The organism is Achromobacter veterisilvae (assembly GCF_900496975.1).
GTDB lineage: Bacteria > Pseudomonadota > Gammaproteobacteria > Burkholderiales > Burkholderiaceae_B > Achromobacter > Achromobacter veterisilvae.
Map to the genome: position 1 here is coordinate 26,852 of NZ_UFQC01000022.1, position 23,636 is coordinate 50,487.

Consider the following 23,636-nt stretch of genomic DNA (forward strand, 5'->3'; position numbering starts at 1 on the left):
CGAATCAATTTTTCTTCGATACGCACAGATTGCATTCCAATGCGGATGAATGCAAGAAAAAGCGCGAAATTCTCTGGGGAATTCTTGCTCTGGCGCAAGAATCCATTTCGGGAAAACCCTTAATTAAAAAGCGCTTAGCGGTGAATCCCGCATGTTGACAGGCTTTCCTTGGCCGGATTATAAAATCTACCTGCGATACATGCATATCGCTATTCGATACAACAATGCGCGCCAAAACGGGACGAAATCGAACGTCCAAGACACCGTCAAGGCGCGCGATTCTGGCCTCCCAGGGGATTCCGATGCTGCACAAAACGTTGAAATCGTTGTTGGCGACGGCGCTGTGCGCCGCCGCGCTGTCGGGCGCGCACGCCCAGACCGTGAAGGTGGGCGCCACGCCCACCGCGGTGCCCTTCAACTTCCTTGACCCGAAGACCAACACCCTGCAGGGCGTGATGATCGACATCGCCAACGCGGTCGGCAAGCAGGCCGGCTTCACGGCGGAAGTCATGCCCATCCCGTTCGCCTCGCTGGTGCCCGCCTTGCAGACCAGCAAGATCGACATCATCGCGTCGGCCTTCGCCAAGACGCCGCAACGCGCCGAGGTCGTCGACTTCACGCAATTGGTGGTCGAGTACGGCGAGGCGCTGATCGTGCCCGAGAAGGACAAGACCGACTACAAGAGCATCGCCGACCTGAAGGGCAAGACCGTGGGCGTGCAGATCGGCACGCTCTATGTCGAGCCGCTGAAATCGGCGCCCGGCCTGAAGGAGGTCAAGATGTACGAGACCATGGCCGACCTGGTGCGCGACGTGGCGCTAGGCCGCCTGGACGCGGCCTTCGGCGACGGCCCCGTGATCTCGTACCAGGTGCGCACCCAGGGCGTGCGCAACGTGCGCTACGTCGAGAGCTACCAGCCGGCCATGCCGACCAACATCGCCCTGGCCGTGCGCAAGGGCGACGCCGAACGCGTCAAGCAGCTCAATACCGCCATCGACGCGCTCAAGCAGGACGGCACCATCGCCGCCATCATGAAGAAGTGGGGCGTCTCGCGCTGATCGCGCCGATCCCGCGCGCCGCGCGGCCGGGTCCGCCGCGGCGCGCCATAACAGGTACTCAAGATGTTCCAGTCTTTTTTCAGTGACGCCACGGAGTTCTTCCCGGTGCTGATGCAGGGGGTGCTGACGACCATCGCCATCACCGCCGCGGCCCTGGTGATCGCCACGGCGCTCGGGCTGTTCTGGGCCCTGCTGCGGGTCAGCGGCATCGCCTCGCTCGCGCACGCCAGCCGCATCCTGACCAACATCATCCGCGGCGTTCCGATCATCGTCGTGCTGTTCTACATGTATTTCGTGCTGCCGGAGATCGGCATCAGCCTGACGGCCTTCCAGGCCGGCGCGCTGGGCCTGGGCGTGGCGTACTCCTCGTACATGTCGGAAGTGTTCCGTTCCGGCATCGACGCGGTCGACCCCGGGCAATTCGAGGCCGCCCAGTCGCTGGGCATGTCGCGCGCCAAGCTCATGCGGCGCGTCGTGCTGCCGCAGGCCTTCAAGGTCGCCCTGCCCCCCTACGGCAACAACGTCGTCATGATGCTCAAGGACTCGTCGCAGACCGCGGTGATCACCGTGGTCGAACTGTCCATGCAGAGCAAGCTGATCGCCTCGGCCACGTTCAAGAGCGCCACCATCTTCACGCTGGTCGCCCTCATGTACCTGGCCATGAGCCTGCCCATGATGTATTGCATCGGCAAACTTGAACGCCGCCTGGGGCGCCGCCAATGATCAAGATCGAAAACCTCAGCAAATCGTTCGGCGCCCATCGCGTGCTGGAAGGCATCGACGCCGAAATCCGGCAGGGCGAGGTCGTGTGCCTGATCGGCCCTTCCGGCTCCGGGAAGTCCACGCTCCTGCGCTGCATCAACGGCCTGGAACGCTACGACGGCGGACGCATCACGGTCGACGGCGTGACCGTGGACGCGCGCCGCAAGGATGTCCAGAACATCCGCCAGCGCGTCGCCATGGTGTTCCAGCGCTTCAATCTGTTCCCGCACCGCACCGCGCTCGAGAACGTCATCGAAGGGCCCGTGCACGTCAAGGGCGAAAGCCTGGCGGCAGCCACCGCGCGCGGCCGCGAGATCCTTGCCTCGGTGGGGCTGGCGGAAAAGATGAACCACTATCCGCAGCAGCTCTCCGGCGGCCAGCAGCAGCGCGTGGCCATCGCCCGCGCGCTGGCCATGGAGCCCGAGGCCATCCTGTTCGACGAACCCACCTCCGCGCTGGACCCCGAACTCGTGGGCGAGGTGCTGTCCGTCATGCGCACGCTCGCCGAAAAAGGCATGACGATGGTCATCGTCACGCACGAAATGGACTTCGCGCGCAACGTCTCCGACCGCGTGCTGTTCCTGGAAGGCGGCCGCATCGCCGAACAGGGACCGTCCCGCGAAGTGCTGACCACGCCCCGCAACGAACGCATGCGCGACTTCCTCAAACGCGTCACTCACGCCCAGTAGCTCCGGCACCATGAACAACGATCTGTTTTCGCCCGCGGCCTCGCTGTGGGCCGCGACCACGCCCGCGCGCGCCGCGTCGCCGGCGCTGGCCGCCCCGCTCGAGGTGGACGCCGCCGTCGTCGGCGGCGGCTTCACCGGCCTGTCAGCCGCCCTGCACCTGGCCCAGGCCGGATTCCGGGTCGCCCTGTTCGAGGCCCATGAGATCGCCCACCGGGCCTCCGGCCGCAACGGCGGCCAGGTGGTGCCCGGCTTCAAGCCGGGACCGAAGGCCTTGATCCGCCGCTTCGGCGCCGACGCCGCCGCCCGGATGACGCGTTTCGCCTACGGCAACGCGGACTATCTGTTCGAACTGGTGGACCGGCTGCGCATCGACTGCGCCGCCACGCGCAACGGCTGGATCCAGGGCGCGTTCTCGGCGGCGTCCGGCGAGTATCTGAAGCGCCGCGCCCAGGAACTGAACGCGCACGGCGGCGACGTCGAATACCTCGACGCCGACGCCATGCGGGCCGCCACGGGCTCCACTTTCTGGCCGGCCGGGCTGCGCGAAAAGCGCGCCGGCGCGGTGCACCCGCTGGCGTTCGCTCGCGGACTGGCGCGCGCGGCCGCCGAGGCCGGCGCCGCGATCCACGACCGCTCCCCGGTGTCCGCCATCGTGCCCGGGCCCGATGGCGGCGCCACGCTGACCGTCAACGGCCATGCCGTCAAGGCGCGCCACGTGGTGCTGGCGACCGACGCCTATACCGACCGGCTGTGGCCGGCGGTGGCGCAGTCCTACGTCAACGTGTCCAGCGCGCAGATCGCCACCGACCCGCTGCCGCCGGCCCTGCGGGAACGACTGATGCCGCTGCGCGCCGGCATCTCCGAAACCCGCAAGATCACGTATTACTGCCGCATCGATCCCGAAGGCCGCTTCGTCATCGGCGGGCGCGGGCATTCCTCCGAACAGCTCGACGCGTCGACGAGCGAGCAGTTGCGCCGCGCGGCGGTCGCGCGCTTTCCCGAGCTGGCCGACGCGTCCTGGCGCCACGGCTGGGCCTGCCGCGTGGGCATGACCATGGACGACCTGCCGCGCGTGCACCGGCTGGCGCCCGGCGTCTGGACCGCCTACGGCTATTGCGGGCGCGGCGTGGCCATGGGCACGGCCCTGGGCCGCGTGCTGACCGACGCCATCCGCGGCGTGCCGGCGGGCGAACTCGACTTCCCCGTCACGCCGATCGAACGCATGCCCTTCTACCCGGCCCGCCAGTTCGGCGCCACGCTGGCCATCAACTGGTACCGCCTGCGCGACGCGCTGGGCTTCCCCGCATGAACGCCACCGCCCCCGCGGCGGACACCTCCCTATCGTCATGACGACTCAAACGCAGTTTCCCGCCACCGTGGACGTGGCGATCATCGGCGGCGGCATCATCGGCGCAAGCACCGCGCTCGCCCTGGCGCGCGCCGGCGTGCGCACCGCGCTGTTCGAAAAGGGCACGCTGGCCTGCGAGCAATCCTCGCGCAACTGGGGCTGGGTGCGCACGCTGGGCCGCGACCAGCCCGAAGTGCCGCTGGCCTTGCTCGCCAACCGGCTCTGGAGCGACATCCAGGCCCGGGTCGACGTCGGCTACCGCCGCAACGGGCTGGTCTATCTGCAAGAGACCGAGGCCGACGCCGCCGGGCACGAAACCTGGCTGCGCGAGGCCCGGGCCCATGGCGTGCAGGCCGAAATGCTGGGGCGCGACGCGGCGCTGCGCCTGCTGCCGCGCTCCGGGCGCGCCTGGACGGGCGCCTTGTACAGCGCGTCCGACGGCGTCGCCGAACCGCAGATCGCGACCGAGGGCGTGGCCGCGCTCGCGCGCCAGGCCGGCGCGCTGATATTCGAACGCTGCGCCGTGCGCGGCGTGGAAAAAAGCGCCGGCCGCGTGGACACCGTCATCACCGAGCGCGGCACGCTGCGCGCCCAGGCCGTGCTGGTGGCGGCCGGCGGCTGGTCGCGCCTGTTCTGCGGCAACCTGGGCGTGGACTTCCCCCAGCTCAAGGTGCGCGGTTCCGTGCTGCGCACCGAGCCGTTCGACGCCGGCGTGTCGCTCGCCATCAACGGCAAGGACTTCACCTGCCGCAAGCGGGCCGACGGCGGCTACACCGTATCGCAATTCTCGGCCTCGCTGGCCGAGATCGTGCCGGACAGTTTCCGGCTCATGGGCAAATTCCTGCGCACCTGGATCGCCAACAACGCGCTGGTGCGCGTGCGCTTCAGCAAGCGCTTCTTCGAAGAACTGGCCACTCCCCGCCGCTTTCCGGCCGACCGCGAAACGCCCTACGAGCGCTGCCGCGTGCTCGACCCGGCGCCTTACGCGAACGGCGTCAACCAGGCCTGGGACCGCCTGCTGCACGCGTTCCCGGTATTCCGCCAGGCGCGCGTCGCGCAGTCCTGGGGCGGCTACATCGACGTGACGCCCGATGCCATGCCGGTCATGGCGCCGGTCGAGCAGGCGCCCGGGCTCTACCTGGCCTCGGGATTTTCCGGCCACGGCTTCGGCATCGGCCCGGCGGTGGGCGAGACCATGGCCGCGCTCATCCAGCGACGGGAAACGCCGGTGGACGTCCGCCCGTTCCGGTTCGAACGCTACGCCTAGGGCCGCAAGGCGGCCGCCAGCTCGCGCACCGCGTCGAGGGCGCCGTCGACGCCCCGCTCGGCCAGCGTCTGCGCAAGCCAGGAGCCGACGGCGACCAGGTCGGCGTGGCGGCCGACGAGCCGCGCCTCGTCCGGCGATCTCACGCCGAATCCCGCGGCCACGGGCAGCCGGGTGCGCGCGCGCACGCGGCCCAGGTCGCGGGCGATGCGGCGCTCGTCGGGAAGCTCGGCGCCGGTCGTGCCCGCCAGCATGATGTGATAGACGAATCCGCTCGCGTCCCGCAGCACTTCCGCCAACCGCTCGTCCGTGGAAGTCGGCGCGGACATGCGGATGAGATGGATGCCGCAAGCGCGCGCTTCCCGCCCGATCTCGCCGGCATGCTCGATCGGCAGGTCGATGACGATCAGCCCGTCCACCCCCGCCGCGGCCGCGTCCGCAAGAAACGCCGCCACGCCGTGCCGCAGGATGGGATTCAGATACCCCATCAGCACCACGGGCGTCTTGGCGTCCGCCGCCCGGAATTCGCGCATCAGGGCCAGCGTGCGCTTCAGGGTCTGGCCGCCGGCCAGCGCCCGGACGTTGGCCTGCTGCAGGACGGGGCCGTCGGCGACGGGGTCGCTGAACGGCATGCCCAGTTCGATCACGTCGGCGCCGGCTTCGGCCAGGCCGCGCAGCAGCGCCAGGCATGCGCCGGGGTCGGGATCGCCCGCCGCGAAATAGGTCACCAGCCCGCTGCGTCCGGATTGGCGCAGCGCCGATAGGGTGCGGTCCAGCCGTGTCATGACGTTGCCTCGCCAAATTGCGCCACCGTGTCCAGGTCCTTGTCGCCGCGGCCGCTCAGGCACACGACAAGGATTTCGTCGCGCCGCATCCGCGGCGCCAGTTCACGCACATAGGCAAGCGCGTGCGCGCTTTCCAGCGCCGGCAGGATGCCTTCCCTGCGCGTCAGCCAATGGAAGGCGGACACGGCCTGCGCGTCCGTCACGGATACGTAGGCCACGCGCCCGCGGTCATGCAGCAACGCGTGTTCCGGGCCGATGCCCGGATAATCGAGTCCGGCGGACACCGAATGCGCGTTCACGATCTGCCCGTCCTCGTCCTGCAGGTAGTAGCTGCGGCAGCCATGCAGCACGCCCGCGCGGCCGGCGCCGATACTTGCCGCGTGCGCCCCGCTGGCCAGACCCAGTCCCCCGGCTTCGACGCCGTACAGGCGCACGTCGTCGAGTTCCAGAAAGGGGTAGAAGAATCCCATGGCGTTCGAGCCTCCGCCCACGCAGGCGACCATCGCATCGGGCATGCGCCCCGTCCTGGCGGCGATCTGCTGGCGCGTCTCTTCGCCGATCACTTTCTGGAACTCCCGCACCAGCCAGGGATAGGGATGCGGCCCGGCGCCGGTGCCCAGCAGGTAGTACGTGTCGGCGGGATGGGCGATCCAGTCCCGCAGGGCCTCGTTCATGGCGTCCTTCAGCGTGGCGGTTCCGGCGTGCACGGCGCGTACCTCGGCCCCCAGCATGCGCATCCGGCGCACGTTGACGGATTGGCGGGCCATGTCTTCCGCCCCCATGTAGACCACGCATTCCAGGCCGTACAGGGCGCAGACCGTGGCAGTCGCCACGCCGTGCTGCCCGGCCCCGGTCTCGGCGACGATGCGCCGCTTGCCCATGCGCCGGGCAAGCAGGATCTGCCCCAGGCAGTTATTGATCTTGTGGGCGCCGGTGTGGTTCAGGTCTTCGCGCTTGAGGTACACCTGCGCGCCGCCCAGTTCCTGCGAAATGCCCCGGGCCAGGAACAGCGGGCTCGGGCGGCCGACATAATCGGCCAGCATGCCGCGGAACGTCCGCCAGAAGTCTTCGTCCGCCAGCAGCGCCTTGAAACTGCGTTCGAGTTCGTCCAGCGCCGGGATGAGCGTTTCGGGCATGTAGCGGCCGCCGTAGGGGCCGAATTGGCCTTGGCTGTCGGGGATGGCCGGATGGATGGCGGATGGCATGTGGCGCGGGTTCCGTGGCAAGGTGAGGCAAGGATTTTTCCTTATGCTATCTTCATAAAAACATTATTGGAATCAACGATTTGTTTATCAGTTATGTAAGTTCAGCTAACATCAATCCATGAGACGACTGCCCTCCCTGAATGCGCTGCGGTTCTTCGACAGCGCGGCCCGCCAAGCCAGCTTCACCCTCGCGGCCAAGGAGCTTTGCGTCACGCACAGCGCGGTCAGCCAGCAGGTCCGGCAACTGGAGGAATGGCTGGGATGCCCGCTCTTCGAGCGCCGGGCGGGCGGCGTCCATCTGACGGCGGCGGGCCTGGGCCTGCAACGCGCCGCCCAGGAAGCGTTCGACCTGCTCGAGCGCCGTTGCGACGAACTCAAGCGCAGCTCGCAGCCGGCGGAGCTGGCCGTGGGCGCGCCGGCCAGCTTTCTTTCGAACTGGCTCATTCCCCGGCTCGAACATTTCGAAGCCCGGCATCCGGACATCCGGGTCAGGCTGCAAACCGCGGCCGATCCCGCCTTGCTGAATACGCAGCGCGTGGATGCGCTGATCCTGGCCGGCCGCGCCTGGCCCCGCGAATGGGCCGTCACCCCGCTCTTCCCGGAAACCATCGGCCCGGTCTGCGCCCCGGCGCGGGGCGCGCGCATCCGGCGTCCGGCCGACGTGCTGGACGCGCCGCTGCTGCACACCACGTCACGGCCCGACGCCTGGAAGGATTGGGCGGCGCAGCAAGGAATTCCGCTGGCCCCGCAACGGCCCGGCCGCGAATTCGATCATCTGGGCCACATGCTCGAAGCCGCCGCGGCCGGCCTGGGCATCGCCATCGCCCCCGCGGTGCTGGTCGAGGCCGACCTGCACCGGGGCCGGCTGGCCGCGCCGCTGGGCTTCGTCGAAAGCGGCGCGGCCTTCAGCCTCTGCACGCGCAAGGATGCCGCCCGCGCCGATGCCGCGCTGGAGCGTTTGCGCGGCTGGCTGCTGGCGGGCGCGGGCACCGCCTAGCAGCCAAGAGCATCCGGCCCCATATCCCGGCCACAGCCGCCCGTCCGCCGCCGCTATACTTTTCGGACTTATTAACCCCCTTTCGCGCCGCGCCTTTTCTGCCGCGCCCTGTTATGTCCGTCCTGATGGCCTTGCTGCGCCCCTTTGGCCAGGCGCTATTTCTCGCTCTTGCCGCTCTGCTCTCCAATCAGGCGCTCGCATCTCCTCCCACGCTGGCGCAATGCCATGGCATCAAGGACCTGGCTTTCGTCGCCCACCTGGATGACGACCTGCTGTTCATGAATCCGGACATCGCCTCCAACATCGAGGCGGGCGGCTGCGTGCGCGTGGTCTACCTGACCGCCAGCGACGCCGGCGAGGGCGAAGGCTATATGCTGGGCCGCGAGCGCGGCGTGCGCGCCGCCTATGCCTACATGGCGCGCGAGCCCGACGTCTGGAAAGAAGACGCCGGAACCGCCGGCGGACACCACTTCGCGCGCTTCACCCTGCAGGGCAATCCGCGCGTCCAGCTCTGGCACATGCGGCTGAAAGACCCCTGGCTGGGCAAGGGCTGGGGCAGCCTGACGCCGCTCAGCCGCACCGAATCCGAACCCGGGCAAAGCGTCGAAACGCTGGGGCCTTATGCCGAGGTCTACACGCGCGAACAACTGATCGACACCCTGGCCGACGTGATCCGGCAATACGCCCCCACCACGGTGCGCCACCTGGATGACACGATCGCCGTGCCCTATACCCAGTTGTGCTGGCGCTGCGCCGGCCATGGGCACCCGGACCACATCGCCAGCGCGCGGCTGGTGCGCGAAGCCATGGTGCGCGTGCCCGGCAACTATGCCGAAACGGGCTACATCGACTATCCGAGCCAGGAACGCGCCACCAACCTGACCGCAACCGAGATCGCCACCAAGTCGGTGATCTTCCAGCACTACGCCTGGAACGACTACCACTATTGCGCCGGGCCGACGGGCTGCAAAGAACCCGCCGGGCCGGCCGCCGCCTGGGTGCAGCGCGCCTATTACGTGTCGCGCCAGGATATGGCGCCGCAGTTGTACCCCGACGGACGCGGCGGCCTCGTGGTGTTCGCGGCGGGCGAAACCAATGCGGCCGTCAACCGCTGGGACTCCGGCCAGCGGCGCTGGCAAAGCCTGGGCGGGCGCACCAGCGGCCCGCTGGTCTCGTTCACGCACGCCGACGGCACGGCCGGCCTGATGGCGCGCGATCCGCTGGGCGGCGTGTGGGCGAACAAGCAGCGCCATGACGGCACCTGGCAAGGCTGGCAGGCGCTGGGCGGCGTGCGCGTGACGCAGATCCCGGCCGTGGCACCGCGCGGCGAGGCCGCCGCCGTGGCCCTGGGCTATGACGGGCGGCTTCACTGGATCGCGCCGTCCGGCATCGACGGCGGCTGGAGCACCTGGCAAGACCTGCCCCTGCTGGAAGGCGCCACCGGCGGCCCCGCCGCGGCGCGCGGCGCCGACGGGCGCTACGTCGTCTTCGCCGTCACGGCCGCGGGCGAACTCTTCTACACGCGCCAGTTGCCGGCCGCCAAGGGCCATCGCCCCGAATGGCAAGGCTGGCGCCACGTGCCCGCGCCCACCGTCGCCGGCGGCCTGGCGGCGATCCGCAACCACGAGAACCGCGTCGAACTCTATTTCCGCCAGCGCAGCGACAACCATCTGACCCGGCTGCTGGAAACCGGCGACACCACCGACCTCGACATGGACTGGAGCGCGCCGGCCGACCTGGGCGTCCCCTACATCGGACGCCCGGCCATCAACGCCGACGCGCAGGGCAACGTAGTGCTTGCGATCCTGGAGCGCGCGGGCGGACACCTCTGGCTCGTCGAGCACGGCAAGCCGGCGCAACTGGACGCCCAGGCCGCATCGCCGCCCGCGATCAACATCGTCGATGGCACGCTGTACGTCGTCGCGCGCACCGCCGGCGGACCGCAGCGCTACCAGGTGCTGTCGCGCCGCGACGGCGCCTGGGCGGGAAGCCTGACGCTGGACGGCGTGCCGTCCAGCGGCGGCGGCGCGTTCGCGGCCGTGGCCGCGCGCCCCTCGGACCTGCCCAATCTCGGCGCCAACAATGCCAGCAAGGCCGTGGTGGTGCGCCCCGCCACCGACGACCCCGGCACGCTGACCGTGGAGCGCATGCCGAACCAGGCTTCGCGCACGGCCACGCCGACCGCGGTGCAGTGACGGGGAACGCCGGGCCGGCGCGAACCCGCCATCTACGGCGGCTTGGACATCCTGCGCCGCCCGGGCCGCCCCATCACCGGACGCGTCGCCACGAGGCGGTGGCCATGCGCGTCGCGCCCCGTGCCGTTGCGGGTGCGCGGCGTCTTCATGGCCTGGCGCTTGGCCCCGTCAGGCGCCGGCCGCTTCCGCTCGCCCGCCGGGCGCCTGCGCTTGTCGCGCGCGATCCGCTTCGCATGCGCGGTCAACGCAGCGGCCAGCGCGACCAGCCTTTCCTCATCCAGGGTTTCGGCATCGACCAGGTCCTCGTCCGCGCCTTTCAGCGCGATCAGCAGATCGTCGATCTTCAGGTGCACCGCCCGGTCGTTCTTGTTCTGGCTTTGCTGGATCAGGAACACCATGAGGAAGGTCACGATGGTCGTGCCGGTATTGATGAGCAATTGCCAGTCCTCGGAATAACCGGAGATCGGGCCGGTCACCGCCCACAGCAGCACCACGCCAACCGCCAGGCCAAAGGCGATGGACGACCCCGCCCATGCCGTGACCGCCGCGGCGAAATGGTCGAAATAAGTCGCGACGGACCTGCGGGACGATTTCGACCGCCCATTGCGCCCCGCGCTGGAAGCGTCCATGTTCCCTCCCGGGCGTAACCGCACGGAGGGCCTCCAGCAAGCGCCATGCCTGGCCTGCCGCTTTTTCGTTGCCTCGCCACCGACGAGAATGATTCCTGTTAGAATTTGCGCGTCCCATTGCCGCGCTCAGACAAGGCGCGGCTCCGCGATCGGACCGTAGGCGTTAACGTCAGCCAACGCGCACTGCCAACCTCGGCGGGGCGCGTCCTATTCCATTCGCCGCCCTGCGCAACTTCCAGGGTTCCGAATGCCATCTCCCTCCTCTCCGCGTTTCGGTCTTGCGCGCATCCAGTGCGCCGTCGTCATCTGCTTCTTCATCGTCGGTCTCTCGCTGGGCGGCCTGCCGCTGTTCGTCACCGGGACTCTCGGCGCGGGCGATACGGCCGTGGGCATCGTCATCGGCAGCCAGTTCCTGGCCTCGCTGGCCAGCCGCATGTTCGTCGGCAGGCTGCTGGGCGCCGCCGGCGCGCGCCGCTGCACCCTGCTTGGCCTGTATGGCCTGTCCGCTTACGGCCTGCTGCTGCTGGCGGCCAGCGCAATGCCGGGCGCCGCGCTTCCCGTCCTGGTCGCCGCCCGCATCGCGCAAGGCCTGGCGGTCGGCATCCTGACCACCGCCGCCATCATCTGGGCCATCGATCGGCTGGGAGAGGCCAGCACCGCGAGAGTGCTGTCGATGACCGGCATTTCGATATACGGGGCGATCGCCTGCGGCGCACCCGCGGGCATCCTGTTGTTCCGGCACTTCGGACTGCCCGGCGTGGCCGGCCCGGTACTCGCGCTTCCAGCCGTCGCCCTCTTCCTGCTCCTGGCCGTCGGCGACGCGAACCGGCACGATCCGAAGCGCTCTTCCGCCGGCTCCGTGTTCGGCAAGGTCCTGCTGCCGGGCGCCGTGCTGTTTCTGCATGCGGTGGGCTTCGTGTCGGTGGAAGCGTTCGTGTCGCTCTATTTTTCGGCATCCGGCTGGCCGCTCGTCACGCTGGCGCTCTTCTTCTTCGGCACGGCGTTCGTCGCCGTGCGCCTGGTCTTCGGCCATTTGCTCCAAGGGCAGCGCCTGGCAGCCCTGGCGGGCGCGTCCCTGCTGGCGCAGACGGCCGGCCTGTGCCTGCTCGCGGCCGCCCCGAATGCGTACTGGGCGTTGTTCTCGGTGGCCCTGGTCGGCGGCAGTTGCTCGCTGACCTTCCCTGCGCTGGGCGCCCTGGCCGTGGCCCGCTGCGCATCGCACGAACGCGGCACCGCCATGGGCTACTACTCCGCCTTTCAGGACGCCTCCTACGCGCTGACCGGTCCGGTGGCCGGCGCGCTGATCGGCTGGAAAGGCTATGGCGCGGGCTTTCTCGCCGCGGGCGGGTGCTCCTTGCTGGCGCTTCTGCTGCTGCTCCGCGCGCGGCGCTGAAGCCCCCGGGCGAAGCGGCGGCAGCCGAGGTTCAGGTTAACGTAACCAAGCGAGTCCGAGAATGGAGTCCATAAGGTCCATTAAGGAGACATCATCATGTCTCGGAGACTATTGCATGCGCTGCCCGCCCTGGCCCTGATCCTTTCCGCAGGCGCGGCGGCAGCCGCCGAACCGCCCGACGTCGTGCTGGGCGCCTCCATCCAGTTGACCGGCCCCGTCGCCAACACCGGACGCTACTACCGCGACGCCTACCAGATCGCGGTCGACCGGATAAACGCCGCCGGCGGCGTGAAGATCGGCGGGGTGGCCCACAAGCTGGCGCTCAAGATCTACGACAACCAGTCGGACGTGAACCTGAGCGTTCGCCAGTACACGCAGCTCGTCACCCAGGACAAGGTCAACCTGCTGCTGGGGCCCTTCGCCAGCAACTTCGCGCTGGCCGATTCCGCCGTCTCGGAAAAGTACAAGGTGCCCATGGTCCAGGGCGGCGGCGCGTCGGACCAGATCTTCTCGCGCAAGTTCAAGTACATATTCGGCACCCTGGCGCCCGCCAGCAATTACTTCGGCAGCACGGTCGAGATGCTCAAGGCGCTCAAGCCCGCGCCGGCCAGCGTGGCGCTGCTGTACGCGGACGATTCGTTCGACGTGTCGGTCGCCCAGGGCACCCGCCCGCTGCTGAAATCGGCCGGGCTGCGGGTCGCGATGGACGAGCGCTACAGCACCAACGCCACCGACTTCAACTCGCTCCTGTCGCAGATCAAGAGCAAGCAGGTGGACGCGGTGCTGGTGGCCGGTCATGAAACGGAGATCCTGAATTTCGTGCGCCAGGCCAAGAGTCTCGCCGTCGCGCCCAAGATGTATTCGTTCACGGTCGGCGTGCCGTCGGAGGATTTCCGCAAGGCGCTCGGGCCGGACGCGGACTACGCCTTCGGCATGACCGCATGGCTGCCGTCCGCGGTGCTGAAAGACCGCTGGTTCGGCGACGCCGAACAGTTCGCCCAGGCCTACAAGACAAAGTACGGCTATGACCCGGACTACCACGCGGCCTCGGGCGTGGCCGACGTCGAAGCCCTGGCGCAGGCCATGGAAAGCGCCAACAGCCTGGACCCGCAGAAAGTGCGCGACGCCTTGGCCAAGACCCGCTTCGACAGCCTGTACGGCCCCGTCGCCTTCAATGCCCAGGGGCAGATCGATCTACCGCAAGTGGTGATCCAGGTGCAGGGCGACGAGCTGGCCGAGATCTATGGCGCCAAGGGCTTCATCGCGCAGCCCAAGTACCCGATGCCGGCCTGGAACGCGCGCTAGCGCCGGCCCAGGCCGACCCCGGGGCATGCGATGGACCTGCTCGCGCAAATCCTCGTCAACGGCATCCTGCTCGGCGGGCTGTATGCCGTGATGGCGCAGGGCCTGGCGCTGGTGTGGGGCGTGCTGAACATCGTCAACCTGGCGCACGGCGCGTTCATCATGCTGGGCGCCTACGCCTCCTGGTATCTGTACACGGACCTGGGGGTGGACCCTTTCCTGGGCCTGCCGTTGACGGCCGCCGCCCTGTTCGCGCTGGGCTACGTCCTGCAGCGCGGGCTGCTGAACCTGGTGGTGCGGGCGCCCATGTTCAATACGCTGCTCATCACCTTCGGCCTGGAGGTCGTGCTGACCTACCTGGCGCAACTGGCCTTCTCGGCGGACTTCCGCACGATCAATCCTCCGTACGCGGGCGACAGCTACGCCGCCGGGCCCGTGACGCTGCCCGTGGCGCGGCTGGCCGCCTTCGGCGTGGCGCTGGCGCTGACGCTGGGCATGTGGCTGTTCCTGCTGCACAGCCGGCTGGGCCGCGCCATCCGCGCCACCGCGCAGAACCTGGTGGCGGCGCGGCTCTACGGGGTGGAGCCGCGCCATCTCTATGCCGTCACGTTCGGACTGGGCCTGGCGCTGGCGGGCGCGGCCGGCGGCCTGTATGGAACGGTCTCGCAGATCAACCCCTATATCGGCGCCACGCTGACCGCGAAGTGCTTCGCCATTTCCATCATCGGCGGACTGGACAACCCGCTGGGCGTCATGGTGGGCGGGCTGTTCCTGGGCATCGTCGAATCGCTCACCACGCTGTACGTGGGGCCGACGTTCGCCGACGTCGCCAGCTTCGGCATCCTGGTGCTGGTGCTGTTCCTGCGCCCCAGCGGCCTCCTGGGCAGAGCGGCATGAAGTCCTGGCGCGCCATCCTCGCGCTGGCGGCGGTGGCCGCGCTGGCCGGCGTGCCCTGGTACGGCTCGGACGTGCTGGTGCAGTTCGGCATCAACACCCTGCTGCTGGCCGTGCTGGCCCAGGGCTGGAACATCATCGGCGGATACACCGGCTACGCGTCCTTCGGCAATTCGGTCTTCTATGGCCTGGGCAGCTATGGCGTGGCCATCGCCATGGTGCAGTGGGAACTGCCCTTCGCCGCGGGGCTGGCGCTCGGCGTCGCGCTGGCCGTCGCCTTCGCCCTGCTGCTGGGCATGCCGGTGCTGCGGCTGCGCGGCCATTACTTCGCCATCGCCACCCTCGCGCTGGCGCAGGTCATGACGGCCATCGTTTCCAACATCGAACTGGCCGGCCAGAACATCGGCCTGGTCCTGCCGCCGCTCAACAACGATCCGCTGTTCTACGAATTGTCGCTGGGCCTGCTGGTGCTGGCGACGCTGACCGTGGCGTGGCTGACGCGCAGCAAATTCGGTTTCGGCCTGATCGCCATCCGCGAGAACGAGGAAGGCGCGGCCGTCATGGGCGTGAACACCACGCTCTACAAAGTGGCGGCGTTCGCGCTGTCGGGCGTGTTCAGCGCGCTGGCCGGCGGCATCCACGCCTACTGGATCACGTTCCTGGACCCCGAAAGCGCCTTCGATATCGGCCTGAACGTCAAGATGATCATCATGGCCGTATTCGGCGGCGCGGGCACCGTGCTCGGCCCCGTCGTGGGCGCGTTTTCCCTGTCGGCCATTTCCGAGCTGCTGTCCAGCGAGATCACCAGCGCCGCGGGCCTATTCTTCGGCGCCGTCATCGTCGCGGCGGTGGTGCTGATGCCGCGCGGACTGACCGACCTGCTGCGCCGCTACCGGAAATCGGGATGGCGCTACTTCGTCGAGAACATCCGGGCCCACAAGCTATGAGCGCCATCCTGGAAATCCGCAACGTCACGCGGCGCTTCGCCGGACTGGTGGCCGTGAACCAGGTCAGCTTCACGCTCGCCGAAGGCGAGATCCTGGGCCTGATCGGACCCAATGGCGCCGGCAAGACCACGCTGGTCAGCCTGATCAGCGGCACGCTCGCGCCCACGCAGGGCGAAATCCTCTACCAGGGCAGACAGATAGACGGCCTTCCCGCCTACCGCCGGGCCCGCCTGGGCATCGGCCGGACCTTCCAGATCATGCGGCCCTTTCCCGGCCTGTCGGTCCTGGACAACGTCGCGGTCGGCGCGCTGTTCGGCCGCGGCGGCGGCCAGCCCGACCTGGCGAAGGCCCGCGAACAGGCGCGCGCCTGCCTGGATTTCGTCGGCCTGGGCCGCGCGGCCGGCCAGCGCGCGGAAGAACTGGGCGGCCCGGGACGCAAGCGGCTGGAACTGGCCAAGGCGCTGGCCATGCAGCCCCGGGTGCTGCTGTGCGACGAGGTCATGGCCGGGCTGAACCTGGTCGAGATCGACGAAGTCATCGACGTGATCCGCGAGGTGCGCGCCACCGGCATCAGCGTGCTGGTCATCGAACACGTCATCAAGGCCATCAAGAGCCTGTCGGACCGGCTGCTGGTATTGCATCACGGGGAAAAGATCGCCGACGGCGCGCCCGCCGACGTGCTGGCCGACGCGGAGGTGGTGCAGGCCTACCTGGGGAAGCAGCGCGCATGAACGAGCCCGCCGCCCCGCTATTGAAGGTCGAAGGCCTGAGCGCCGGCTACGGCGAACTGCCCGTGCTGCACGACGTATCGCTCGAAGTGCGGCGCGCCGAGATCGTGGCGCTGGTCGGCAGCAACGGCGCGGGCAAGACCACGCTGCTGAGGGCCCTGTCGCGCGTGCTGCCCAGCACCGGCAGCATCGTCATGGACGGCCGGCAGCTATCCCGGGCCGCGCCCGACCAGGCTTTCGCCTGCGGCATGGTGCAAGTGCCGGAGGGCCGCCAGCTCTTCGACCGCATGACGGTGCAGGACAATCTGCTGATGGGCGCCTATCGGCGCAGCGCCAAGGCCGGCATCGCGCGCGACCTGGACAAAGTCTACGGCTTCTTTCCGCGGCTGTCGGAACGGCGCAGGCAGCTTGCCGGCAGCATGTCCGGCGGCGAACAGCAGATGTGCGCCATGGCGCGCGCGCTGATGGCCGCCCCCGTGCTCATGATGATCGACGAGATGAGCCTGGGCCTCGCGCCGGTCGTGGTCGAACAGCTCATGGGCGTGCTGGCCGACATCCGGCGCGAAGGCGTGACGGTCCTGCTGGTCGAACAGGACATCCACCTGGCGCTGTCGGGCGCCGACCGCGGCTACGTCATGGAGACCGGCCGCGTCGTGCTCGCCGGCCCCGCCGCGACGCTGTTGAGCGATCCGAAGGTGCGCCAGGCGTATCTGGGGGTGTGAGGGCGAAGGCGAGCCAACATGGCCCCATGCGCCCGAGCCGGGGCATTAACATGCAAGTCGCCCTGCACCGGAGACCGCCTTGATCGCAAGAAGAACCTTCACCGCCGCCGCCCTGCTGGCCGGAGCGATTCCCGCCGTGGCGCTCGCCCGGACGGATCAGAAACATCGATGGACGCCCGGCCGCCTGGCCTCGCTGAACCAGGCCCTCGCCAAGCTGGAAGCCGCCAGCAAGGGCCGGCTGGGCGTCTCCCTGCTGGACACGGCCAGCGGGCAGGCCGCGGACTATCGCGGCGACGAACGCTTTTTGATGCTCAGCTCGTTCAAGACGCTGGCGGCGGCCTACATCCTGGCGCGCGCGGACCGCGGCGAGGACCAACTGGACCGGCGCATCCCGATCGCCGAGGCGGATCTCCTGGAATACGCACCCGTCACGCGGCTGCACGTCGGTCCGCAAGGCATGACGCTGGCCGGACTCTGCGAGGCCACCATCACCACCAGCGACAACACCGCGGCCAACCTCATGCACCGCAGCTATGGCGGGCCGCGGGCCCTGACCCGCTTTATCCGCGGGCTGGGCGACACCGTCACGCGGCACGACCGCTACGAACCCGAATTGAACCGCCCCCACGCGGGCGAGCCGCTGGACACCACCAGCCCGCACGCCATGAGCCGCACGCTCGGCATCCTGCTGTTCGGCCCGGCCCTCCAGCCCGGATCGCGGCGGCTGCTGCAATCCTGGCTATTGGCTAGCACCACGGGCGGCAAGCGCCTGCGCGCGGGCTTTCCGGCGGACTGGAAGGTCGGGGAGAAAACCGGCACCGACTCGCAAGTGGGCGCCAACGACGCGGGTTTCGCGCAGCCGCCCGGCGGCGCCCCCATCGTCGTATCCGCCTATCTGGAAACCACCGCCATTCCCATGGCCGAGCGCGACCGGATCATCGCCGAAGTGGGCAGGCAGGCCGCGGCGCTGGGGTAGCGCCGCCGCGGGCAGGACTGATGGACAAGAAGTACTACTCGCCCATCAGCGATGACCACAACTATTACGGCGCGCGGCCGGTTCAGCCGAGTTGCTTCAGCGCGACCAGGGCATCCACGATCGCGCCGCCTCGGCTGGCGTGCCAGGCCGGCTGGCTCGCCGGCGCCGCGTCCGCCGGCAGCCAGGCCCAGCGCGAGCCGTGGAAACTGCTTTCGGCCGCCACGATGCGCTGGCCCGAGGGCGACTTGCCGGACGTTGCCCGCGCGTCGGCGGCGGCCTGCAGTTTCTGCGCGAACGACAGGGCGGCATCGTGGCGCTGGCGGTCCTGCTCGGGCCGGTTCATCGGCGTGCCCCAGCGCATCTGGAATAGCACGGCGCAACGGTCGGTGACGGCGTAGTAATGCGCCGCCTGCAAGGCCAGGCCGTGGCCGGACAGGCCGAAAGCCACGTAGGGCTCGACCGCCTTGCCGGACTGCAGTTCATCCAGGAAATGGTCGAAGTCGTATAGCGTCCAGTCGAGATCGCGGCTCGCGTAGGCGGTCGCGCCGACCTGGCGCAGATGCGGCGCCAGCGCGGCCGGCACGGGCGGCAGGGCCAGGCCCTCGCCTTGGTAGAGCGATCGGGCCGCGTCGAGGGCGGCGGCGCCGAATGGCGTGTTGGAAGTGTCCATGATGTGTCCTTGGCGTCTGGCAGGTCAAAGCGAAGCCTGGCGTTCCGGGATCTCCCGTTCCAGGTCTTCTTCCTCGCGCAACTGATTGATGTATTGGCGGTCGCGCGCCACGTAGCTGCTGTTTGTATCCTGCAGCGTGGCCGTGACCAGGTCGCTGCCCCATTCGTCGGCGTCGATGACCATGCCGTTGCGCTCGAGCTGTTCCAGGTGGCTCTTGATGACGTTGAGCCGCTGGACAGCCACCTCGATCTCCGGGTCCGGCAACAGGCCCGCCAGCTCGGCGCGCAACCCCTCCGGGGTGAGGGCGTCGAAGGCGGCCTTCATGTCGCGGTCGACCACGCCAGGCAGCATCACGCCGTTCAGGCCTTGCAGCCCGGTGCGCTTCACGCCGTCCGGCCCTGTGACCACACCCCCGGAAACCCTGCGCAGCAGATCGTTGGGGTTGCCGATCCTGGTGCCGAAGGCCTGGTCGTTGTCGATGGCGACGACGCCGGTGTAGTGGCCTTGCGCATCCTGCGTAACGATGTAGTTGGCCTGGTGCCGGTCGCCCTGCGCGGTGAGCGCGTCCAGCAGTTGCAGCTTCACCAGGCCGCGCCGCACGACCGGGTCGTCGAAGTTCAGGTCGCGGTCCCCCCGCTGCAGCATCGCGGTAATGCGCAGTTCCTGGATGACGCGGCCGTCCTCGACCCTGCCGGGCAGGCCTCTAAGCAACGCCTGGGCCTCTTCCTGCTCCTGCGGCGAGCCCTTGGCGAGCTGCAGGATGCGCTGGCCCTGTTCGCTGTCGCTGACGTCGAAATTGCCCAGTTCGTAGCGGCTCTCGTTGACCGACAGCAGGTCCTTGAGGAGACTGATGGTTTCCGGGTCGCCGTCCTTGACGGACTGCAGCACATCGGGATTTTCGTAGCCCAGGACCGCGTTGATCTGCCCCCACTGCCGCGCCGTATCGTCCACGTCGACGGTGTAGCGGGGCGCGATCCCCTCGGCGTAGCCCATGACCAGCCCCAGCTTGCCGTCGAGGACGCCGATCCGGGTGTCGGGCACGAGGTTGAAGCCCAGCAGTTCGTCGACGACCCGGGTGGCGACGTTGCGCACCGTCATCTGCGGCTGCTTGGGATCGATGCCCAATACCCTGGACGAGGGGCCGTAGCCGCTTTCCTCGCCGGTTTCGGGGTTGATCTGCGGCTCTTTGTAGACCATGCGGTCGCGTCCGTAGGTCACGTCGTAAGGCTTGCTGACCTGGCCGCCGCCCAGGGGCCGCGGTTCGCCGACGATCAACTCATCGCGGTAATCGTCCACCAGCGTGCGCTCGTGGATGGGCACGCCCTTGTCCAGGTATTGCAGGCCCAGTTCGATGCCCAGGCCCTGGGTCTTGAGCAGCCGGATCTGTTCCGGCGAGAAGCGCATGACGGTATCGCCCACGTTCATGCCCTGGGCATGCATCCACGCGATGTCCGGACCGTCGAAGCCGTCTTCGCCCAGCCTGGCCAGGATGTCCTGCGCGTCGTGGTCCGAGGCCACCAGGTCGCCGCCGCTCAGGCCCTTCAGCATTGCGCCGGGAAGGTCGCTCGCCAACGAGTGGGCGCGTTCGCCGCGGCCGATGATGGACTGCAGCGCCATCCCGGCCCCCTCGTTGCCGGGCTGGACTCCGCGCAGGATTTCCAGTGAATCGCCGAGCTGCCGTTCCAGGTCCTGCCATTCCTGCCCGATCCGCTGCAGCTTGTTCTCGCCGAGGGCCTCTTCGAGCATGCCGGATTCGCGGTTGACGTCGGTCAGGGCGCGCATCTGATCGGGCGTGAAGCCTTGCAGGCCCAGGCGGTCCTTGATCAGCGCCTGCATGTGGACGGCGTCGTCGCGCATGGCGGCGACATAGGCTTTCTCGGTGTCGTCCATGGCGCTCGTGTCGAGCCCTTGCAGATGTTCGACGCTGCTTTCCAGATATTCGTGCATGCCGACGTAGCTGCCGACTTTCGAGGGCGACATATCCCCGCCCATGCGCAGCGACTCTTTGATGATGCCGCCGAAGTACGCTTCGATCTCCTTGAGCTTGCCTCGCTCGGCGTCGGGCAGGTTGTCGAAACAGTGGTCGACCGTGCTGTCGCCGCTGGCGTCGCGCAGTTCGGTGCTGCGCGGCATCACGCGCGCCGAAACCTCGTGCTCCAGCGCCTGCCTGGCGGTGTCCTTGAAATGACCGAGGAACTCCTGCGTGGCCTGGCCCTCGCCGTCCTCGCCGAACATGTCCATCACGTGATGCAACGCGTTCAGGAACGAATGCTGCTGGAAGGCGTCGGATCCTTCGATCGCCTCGCGCAGCACCTGCACGGTTTCCGCGCGGCTCAACACGCCGGGATGGGCATCGCCGCCCGTCTCGCGCACCACCCAGTCGGTCAGCTCGGGCAGACAGTTGTCGAGCAGTTGGCGGTTCTGCGCCTGGATGTTGTTGCTCATCCGCTCGGCCTTGGCCACCACCTGCTCGATGCGGTAGCCGGTCAGCGGCCGCCCCTTGGACAGTTGCGCGTGCAGGTCGCGCGACATGACGTTGGCGATCTCGTCGCCGTACTGTTCGCGCAGGGCGCTGACGAAGCTGCTGGTGGCCGCCTTGTTGGCCGCGACCTGCGCGTCGCTGCGCGTTATGCAATCCCAGGCGCGGGTGAAAATGTTGCCGATGTTGCGCTTGCCGGAAGCTTGCAGATCGCCTTGGTCGCCGAGCGAGAAACGCGTGTCGGTGCCGGTCTGGGCCTGATGGACGAAAGTGCCGAGTTGGATGCCGGGCATGGTGCGCTCCTCAGGCCCAGTTGGCGAGCATGCCGCCAGCGGCCGGGGTGTCGGACGCCGGCGCGGGCGAGGATGCCGGCGCGGGATCGGCCAGGCGGGCGGCCCAGCGCTCGGCGTTCATGACCAGCGCCTGCAACAGCTTCTCCAGCCGGGCCTGGTCCATCTGCGTGGTCGGCTCGCGGAACTGCAGATACACCATGCCTTCCCGCGAGTTGGTCGACAGGGTGCCGCCGCCCGAACCGACCCAATAGAAATTGGCGTCCGCGATCTGCTGCAGCACGCCGGCGCGGTTGTGGTCGCCGAATGCGCCGCAGCGCGCGGTGAAGACCGCCTGCTCGCCGTCTTCGAGGAATTCGATGGAAATGTCCAATTTGCCGTCCAGGCGAAGCTGGCAGTAGCCGCCGTCGTCCAGCGCCAAATCGGGGATGCCGGCCATCTGGCCGATGCGTTGCAGAAGCGTTTGCAGGTTTTGCTTGGACATCAGGGGGTTCCTCCCGCTTGAAGATTGCGTTTATCGAAGCGAACGCGTGTTTGGATGCACCCTGAGTAACAGGGGCAGGCGGGAAGTTCCCGGACCGGCGCACGACCGCCGGCTCCTCCCATCTACGGGGAAACCCGGGGAATCCAGGGGTAATCGGCGGCCGCCCGGCCAGGCGCCGCCACGCTCAGAAGGTGCCGCGGGGGGCTGGCGCCCACACGCTGTCCAAGGCGCCCTGGCCGATCCGCCGGGACGCCGCCTTCGCCATCCAGGCGAAGCCCAGGGCGGCCGCCAACGCCGTCGCGTCGACCGCCAGCGCCGCGGCCGAAGTGTGCGCCCACAGGCCCGTCCCGGGAAACAGGCCGCCCACCAGCGAAGTGGCTGGAATCGCCAGCGTCAGGGCGGCCGCCAGCCACAGCAGATGCACGCCCGCCTTGGCGCCGCCACGCAGGAACGCCCAGGCCACGCATGCGAAGAAGGCCAGGTAGTAAAGCCCGTGCAGCCAGGCATCCAGGTCTCCGACACGCCCGTTCAGCCATTTGGACGCGATCATCATCAACGAAATCCCGCAGACGCAGCCTAGGCACACGCCGACGGTCGCCGAGGCCATCAGCCGGGTGTCCAGACGCTGCGCCGGCACCTCTCCCGTCTTGCGGTCGGCGCGCTTGCGGCGCGTCTCGATCCACAGCAGGTTGCCGCTGTAGAACAGCCACGCGCCCGCCAGTCCGAGCAGGAAATAAAGCCACTGCACCGCCGCGCCGCCAAAAGACGCCATGTGCAGGGCGAAGAAGCTGCTGATCCAGAGATTCGGCGTATCCTGCCCGCCGGGCAGGTAGTCGCGGTTGAGGATTTTTCCCGTATACGGATCGACCGCCACGAAGCCGCCCCGCGCCCTCGGCGACACCGCGCCGGAGTCCTTGCCCCATACGCGCACCACGGCGCGCGGACCGGTGACCTGCTGGTACTGCAGCGTGCTCGGCTCGAAACCGGGCGCCAGTTCCCGCGTCCGCGCCACGAGTTCCAGCGGCGCCAGCATGGCGGCCGGATCCCGGGCGGCCGCGCCCGGCGCGGCGCCGCCGGGCCGCTGGAAGACCGACTCCAGCTTGCCGCCATACATCAGCCTGTCCTGCAGGCCATAGATGCCGTCGTGGTACGCGAACACGACCGAACTCAGCGCCATGACGATGTGGAACGGCAAGGACACGATGCCCACGACGTTGTGCGCGTCCAGCCACATGCGCTTCAGGTTCTTGCCGGTCCGCAAGGCGAAGAAGTCCTTCACCAGCGAAGGCAGCAGCACGATGACGCCGGACACCAGCGCAAGCGCGTACAGCGCCGCGATGACGCCCATGATCCAGCGGTTGGGATCGTTGTCGACCGGCAGGCCCACGACGCGATGAAGCACGTCTATGAATGACGTCAGCCCGCTGGGAGCCGACTGCCCCATCCGGACCTCGCCGTCCGCGTCCAGGTAGGCGGCATAGTGGCGCACCGACGATTCGTCGTGATCGTCGGCCGCGGGATCCCGGACTTCCCAGCCCATCCGCGCCGGCACGTTTTCCGCGTCCTGCAGATGGATGTTGAATCCCTTGGCCACGTCCGGCCGCGCCGCCAGCACTCGGGCGATAAGATCCGGCGCCGCTTCCAGCGGCACGTGCGCGGCCTCTGTGCGCGGCGATGCCCAGCGGGCCAGCGGTTCCTTGAACACCGTCAAGGCGCCGGCATAGAAAGCGATGAACAGCGCCATGCCGGCCAGGATGCCCGTCCAGGTATGGACGGATTTATAAATGCGTATGTAGTCGGCTCTCATGATCGCGGCCTC

Annotated in this window: 21 protein-coding genes; 14 read left to right on the plus strand and 7 right to left on the minus strand. The window is 68.6% G+C overall.

What is annotated here, in order from left to right; translation table 11 throughout:
• The first annotated feature begins 302 nt into the window (after positions 1-302).
• From AVE30378_RS19820 to AVE30378_RS19840, 5 genes are all read left to right on the plus strand, one after another.
• Positions 303-1,058, plus strand: a complete 756-nt coding sequence (locus AVE30378_RS19820) for a substrate-binding periplasmic protein (protein WP_129242574.1) — start codon at positions 303-305, stop codon at positions 1,056-1,058.
• A 63-nt stretch (positions 1,059-1,121) separates the two neighbouring features.
• On the plus strand, positions 1,122-1,781 hold the full coding sequence (locus tag AVE30378_RS19825) for an amino acid ABC transporter permease (RefSeq protein ID WP_129242575.1): 660 nt from the start codon (positions 1,122-1,124) through the stop codon (positions 1,779-1,781).
• The gene (locus tag AVE30378_RS19830) at positions 1,778-2,509 is read left to right on the plus strand and encodes an amino acid ABC transporter ATP-binding protein (RefSeq protein WP_129242576.1); all 732 of its coding nucleotides are present in this window, start codon (positions 1,778-1,780) and stop codon (positions 2,507-2,509) included. Before AVE30378_RS19825 ends, AVE30378_RS19830 begins: the two co-directional genes overlap by 4 nt.
• A gap of 10 nt (positions 2,510-2,519) precedes the next feature.
• Positions 2,520-3,818, plus strand: coding sequence for an NAD(P)/FAD-dependent oxidoreductase (locus AVE30378_RS19835; RefSeq protein WP_129242577.1), 1,299 nt, complete (start codon positions 2,520-2,522; stop codon positions 3,816-3,818).
• Positions 3,819-3,855: 37 nt separating this feature from the next.
• Entirely contained in the window at positions 3,856-5,124 is a 1,269-nt protein-coding gene (locus tag AVE30378_RS19840) for an NAD(P)/FAD-dependent oxidoreductase (RefSeq protein WP_129242578.1), read from the plus strand.
• Here AVE30378_RS19840 and trpA read toward each other — a convergent pair.
• Positions 5,121-5,906 (minus strand): tryptophan synthase subunit alpha, encoded by a 786-nt coding sequence (gene trpA / locus AVE30378_RS19845; RefSeq protein ID WP_129242579.1) that lies wholly within the window; start codon positions 5,904-5,906, stop codon positions 5,121-5,123. The genes AVE30378_RS19840 and trpA overlap by 4 nt on opposite strands.
• Complete coding sequence (trpB, locus tag AVE30378_RS19850; RefSeq protein WP_129242580.1) at positions 5,903-7,111, minus strand: tryptophan synthase subunit beta; 1,209 nt, start codon at positions 7,109-7,111, stop codon at positions 5,903-5,905. The genes trpA and trpB overlap by 4 nt, the downstream gene beginning before the upstream one ends.
• A 118-nt stretch (positions 7,112-7,229) precedes the next feature.
• Here trpB and AVE30378_RS19855 point away from each other — a divergent pair, with 118 nt between their 5' ends.
• Together AVE30378_RS19855 and AVE30378_RS19860 are read left to right on the plus strand one after the other, a co-directional pair.
• A complete protein-coding gene (locus tag AVE30378_RS19855) occupies positions 7,230-8,108 on the plus strand; it encodes a LysR substrate-binding domain-containing protein (RefSeq protein ID WP_129242581.1) in 879 nt (292 codons plus the stop codon).
• Positions 8,109-8,221: 113 nt separating this feature from the next.
• The gene (locus AVE30378_RS19860; protein ID WP_129242582.1) at positions 8,222-10,303 is read left to right on the plus strand and encodes a DUF8189 domain-containing protein; all 2,082 of its coding nucleotides are present in this window, start codon (positions 8,222-8,224) and stop codon (positions 10,301-10,303) included.
• A 32-nt stretch (positions 10,304-10,335) separates the two neighbouring features.
• Here AVE30378_RS19860 and AVE30378_RS19865 read toward each other — a convergent pair whose 3' ends face one another.
• Positions 10,336-10,932: a low affinity iron permease family protein gene (locus AVE30378_RS19865; RefSeq protein WP_129242583.1), complete on the minus strand. Its 597-nt coding sequence runs from the start codon at positions 10,930-10,932 to the stop codon at positions 10,336-10,338.
• Between the two features lie 247 nt (positions 10,933-11,179).
• Here AVE30378_RS19865 and AVE30378_RS19870 point away from each other — a divergent pair, with 247 nt between their 5' ends.
• The 7 genes from AVE30378_RS19870 to bla all read left to right on the plus strand — a co-directional run bounded on the left by AVE30378_RS19870 (position 11,180) and on the right by bla (position 17,894).
• Complete coding sequence (locus AVE30378_RS19870) at positions 11,180-12,325, plus strand: MFS transporter (RefSeq protein WP_129242584.1); 1,146 nt, start codon at positions 11,180-11,182, stop codon at positions 12,323-12,325.
• Between the two features lie 96 nt (positions 12,326-12,421).
• Positions 12,422-13,630, plus strand: coding sequence for an amino acid ABC transporter substrate-binding protein (locus tag AVE30378_RS19875; protein ID WP_129242585.1), 1,209 nt, complete (start codon positions 12,422-12,424; stop codon positions 13,628-13,630).
• A 30-nt stretch (positions 13,631-13,660) separates the two neighbouring features.
• Complete coding sequence (locus tag AVE30378_RS19880) at positions 13,661-14,524, plus strand: branched-chain amino acid ABC transporter permease (RefSeq protein WP_129242586.1); 864 nt, start codon at positions 13,661-13,663, stop codon at positions 14,522-14,524.
• Positions 14,521-15,468 carry a branched-chain amino acid ABC transporter permease gene (locus AVE30378_RS19885; protein WP_129242587.1) on the plus strand — a complete coding sequence of 316 codons (948 nt, stop codon included), beginning with the start codon at positions 14,521-14,523 and terminating at the stop codon, positions 15,466-15,468. Before AVE30378_RS19880 ends, AVE30378_RS19885 begins: the two co-directional genes overlap by 4 nt.
• Entirely contained in the window at positions 15,465-16,199 is a 735-nt protein-coding gene (locus tag AVE30378_RS19890) for an ABC transporter ATP-binding protein (protein ID WP_129242588.1), read from the plus strand. The genes AVE30378_RS19885 and AVE30378_RS19890 overlap by 4 nt, the downstream gene beginning before the upstream one ends.
• Positions 16,196-16,918 (plus strand): ABC transporter ATP-binding protein, encoded by a 723-nt coding sequence (locus AVE30378_RS19895; RefSeq protein WP_129242589.1) that lies wholly within the window; start codon positions 16,196-16,198, stop codon positions 16,916-16,918. Before AVE30378_RS19890 ends, AVE30378_RS19895 begins: the two co-directional genes overlap by 4 nt.
• Before the next feature lie 79 nt (positions 16,919-16,997).
• Positions 16,998-17,894: a class A beta-lactamase gene (bla, locus tag AVE30378_RS19900; protein ID WP_129242590.1), complete on the plus strand. Its 897-nt coding sequence runs from the start codon at positions 16,998-17,000 to the stop codon at positions 17,892-17,894.
• 82 nt (positions 17,895-17,976) lie between these two features.
• Here the strand turns inward: bla and AVE30378_RS19905 are convergent, their stop codons facing one another.
• The 4 genes from AVE30378_RS19905 to AVE30378_RS19920 all read right to left on the minus strand — a co-directional run bounded on the left by AVE30378_RS19905 (position 17,977) and on the right by AVE30378_RS19920 (position 23,624).
• A complete protein-coding gene (locus tag AVE30378_RS19905; RefSeq protein ID WP_129242591.1) occupies positions 17,977-18,564 on the minus strand; it encodes a hypothetical protein in 588 nt (195 codons plus the stop codon).
• Between the two features lie 24 nt (positions 18,565-18,588).
• The gene (locus AVE30378_RS19910) at positions 18,589-21,336 is read right to left on the minus strand and encodes a hypothetical protein (protein ID WP_129242592.1); all 2,748 of its coding nucleotides are present in this window, start codon (positions 21,334-21,336) and stop codon (positions 18,589-18,591) included.
• 10 nt (positions 21,337-21,346) lie between these two features.
• Positions 21,347-21,817, minus strand: a complete 471-nt coding sequence (locus tag AVE30378_RS19915) for a type III secretion system chaperone (RefSeq protein WP_129242593.1) — start codon at positions 21,815-21,817, stop codon at positions 21,347-21,349.
• A 184-nt stretch (positions 21,818-22,001) separates the two neighbouring features.
• Complete coding sequence (locus AVE30378_RS19920) at positions 22,002-23,624, minus strand: PepSY-associated TM helix domain-containing protein (RefSeq protein WP_129242594.1); 1,623 nt, start codon at positions 23,622-23,624, stop codon at positions 22,002-22,004.
• Positions 23,625-23,636 lie beyond the last annotated feature (12 nt).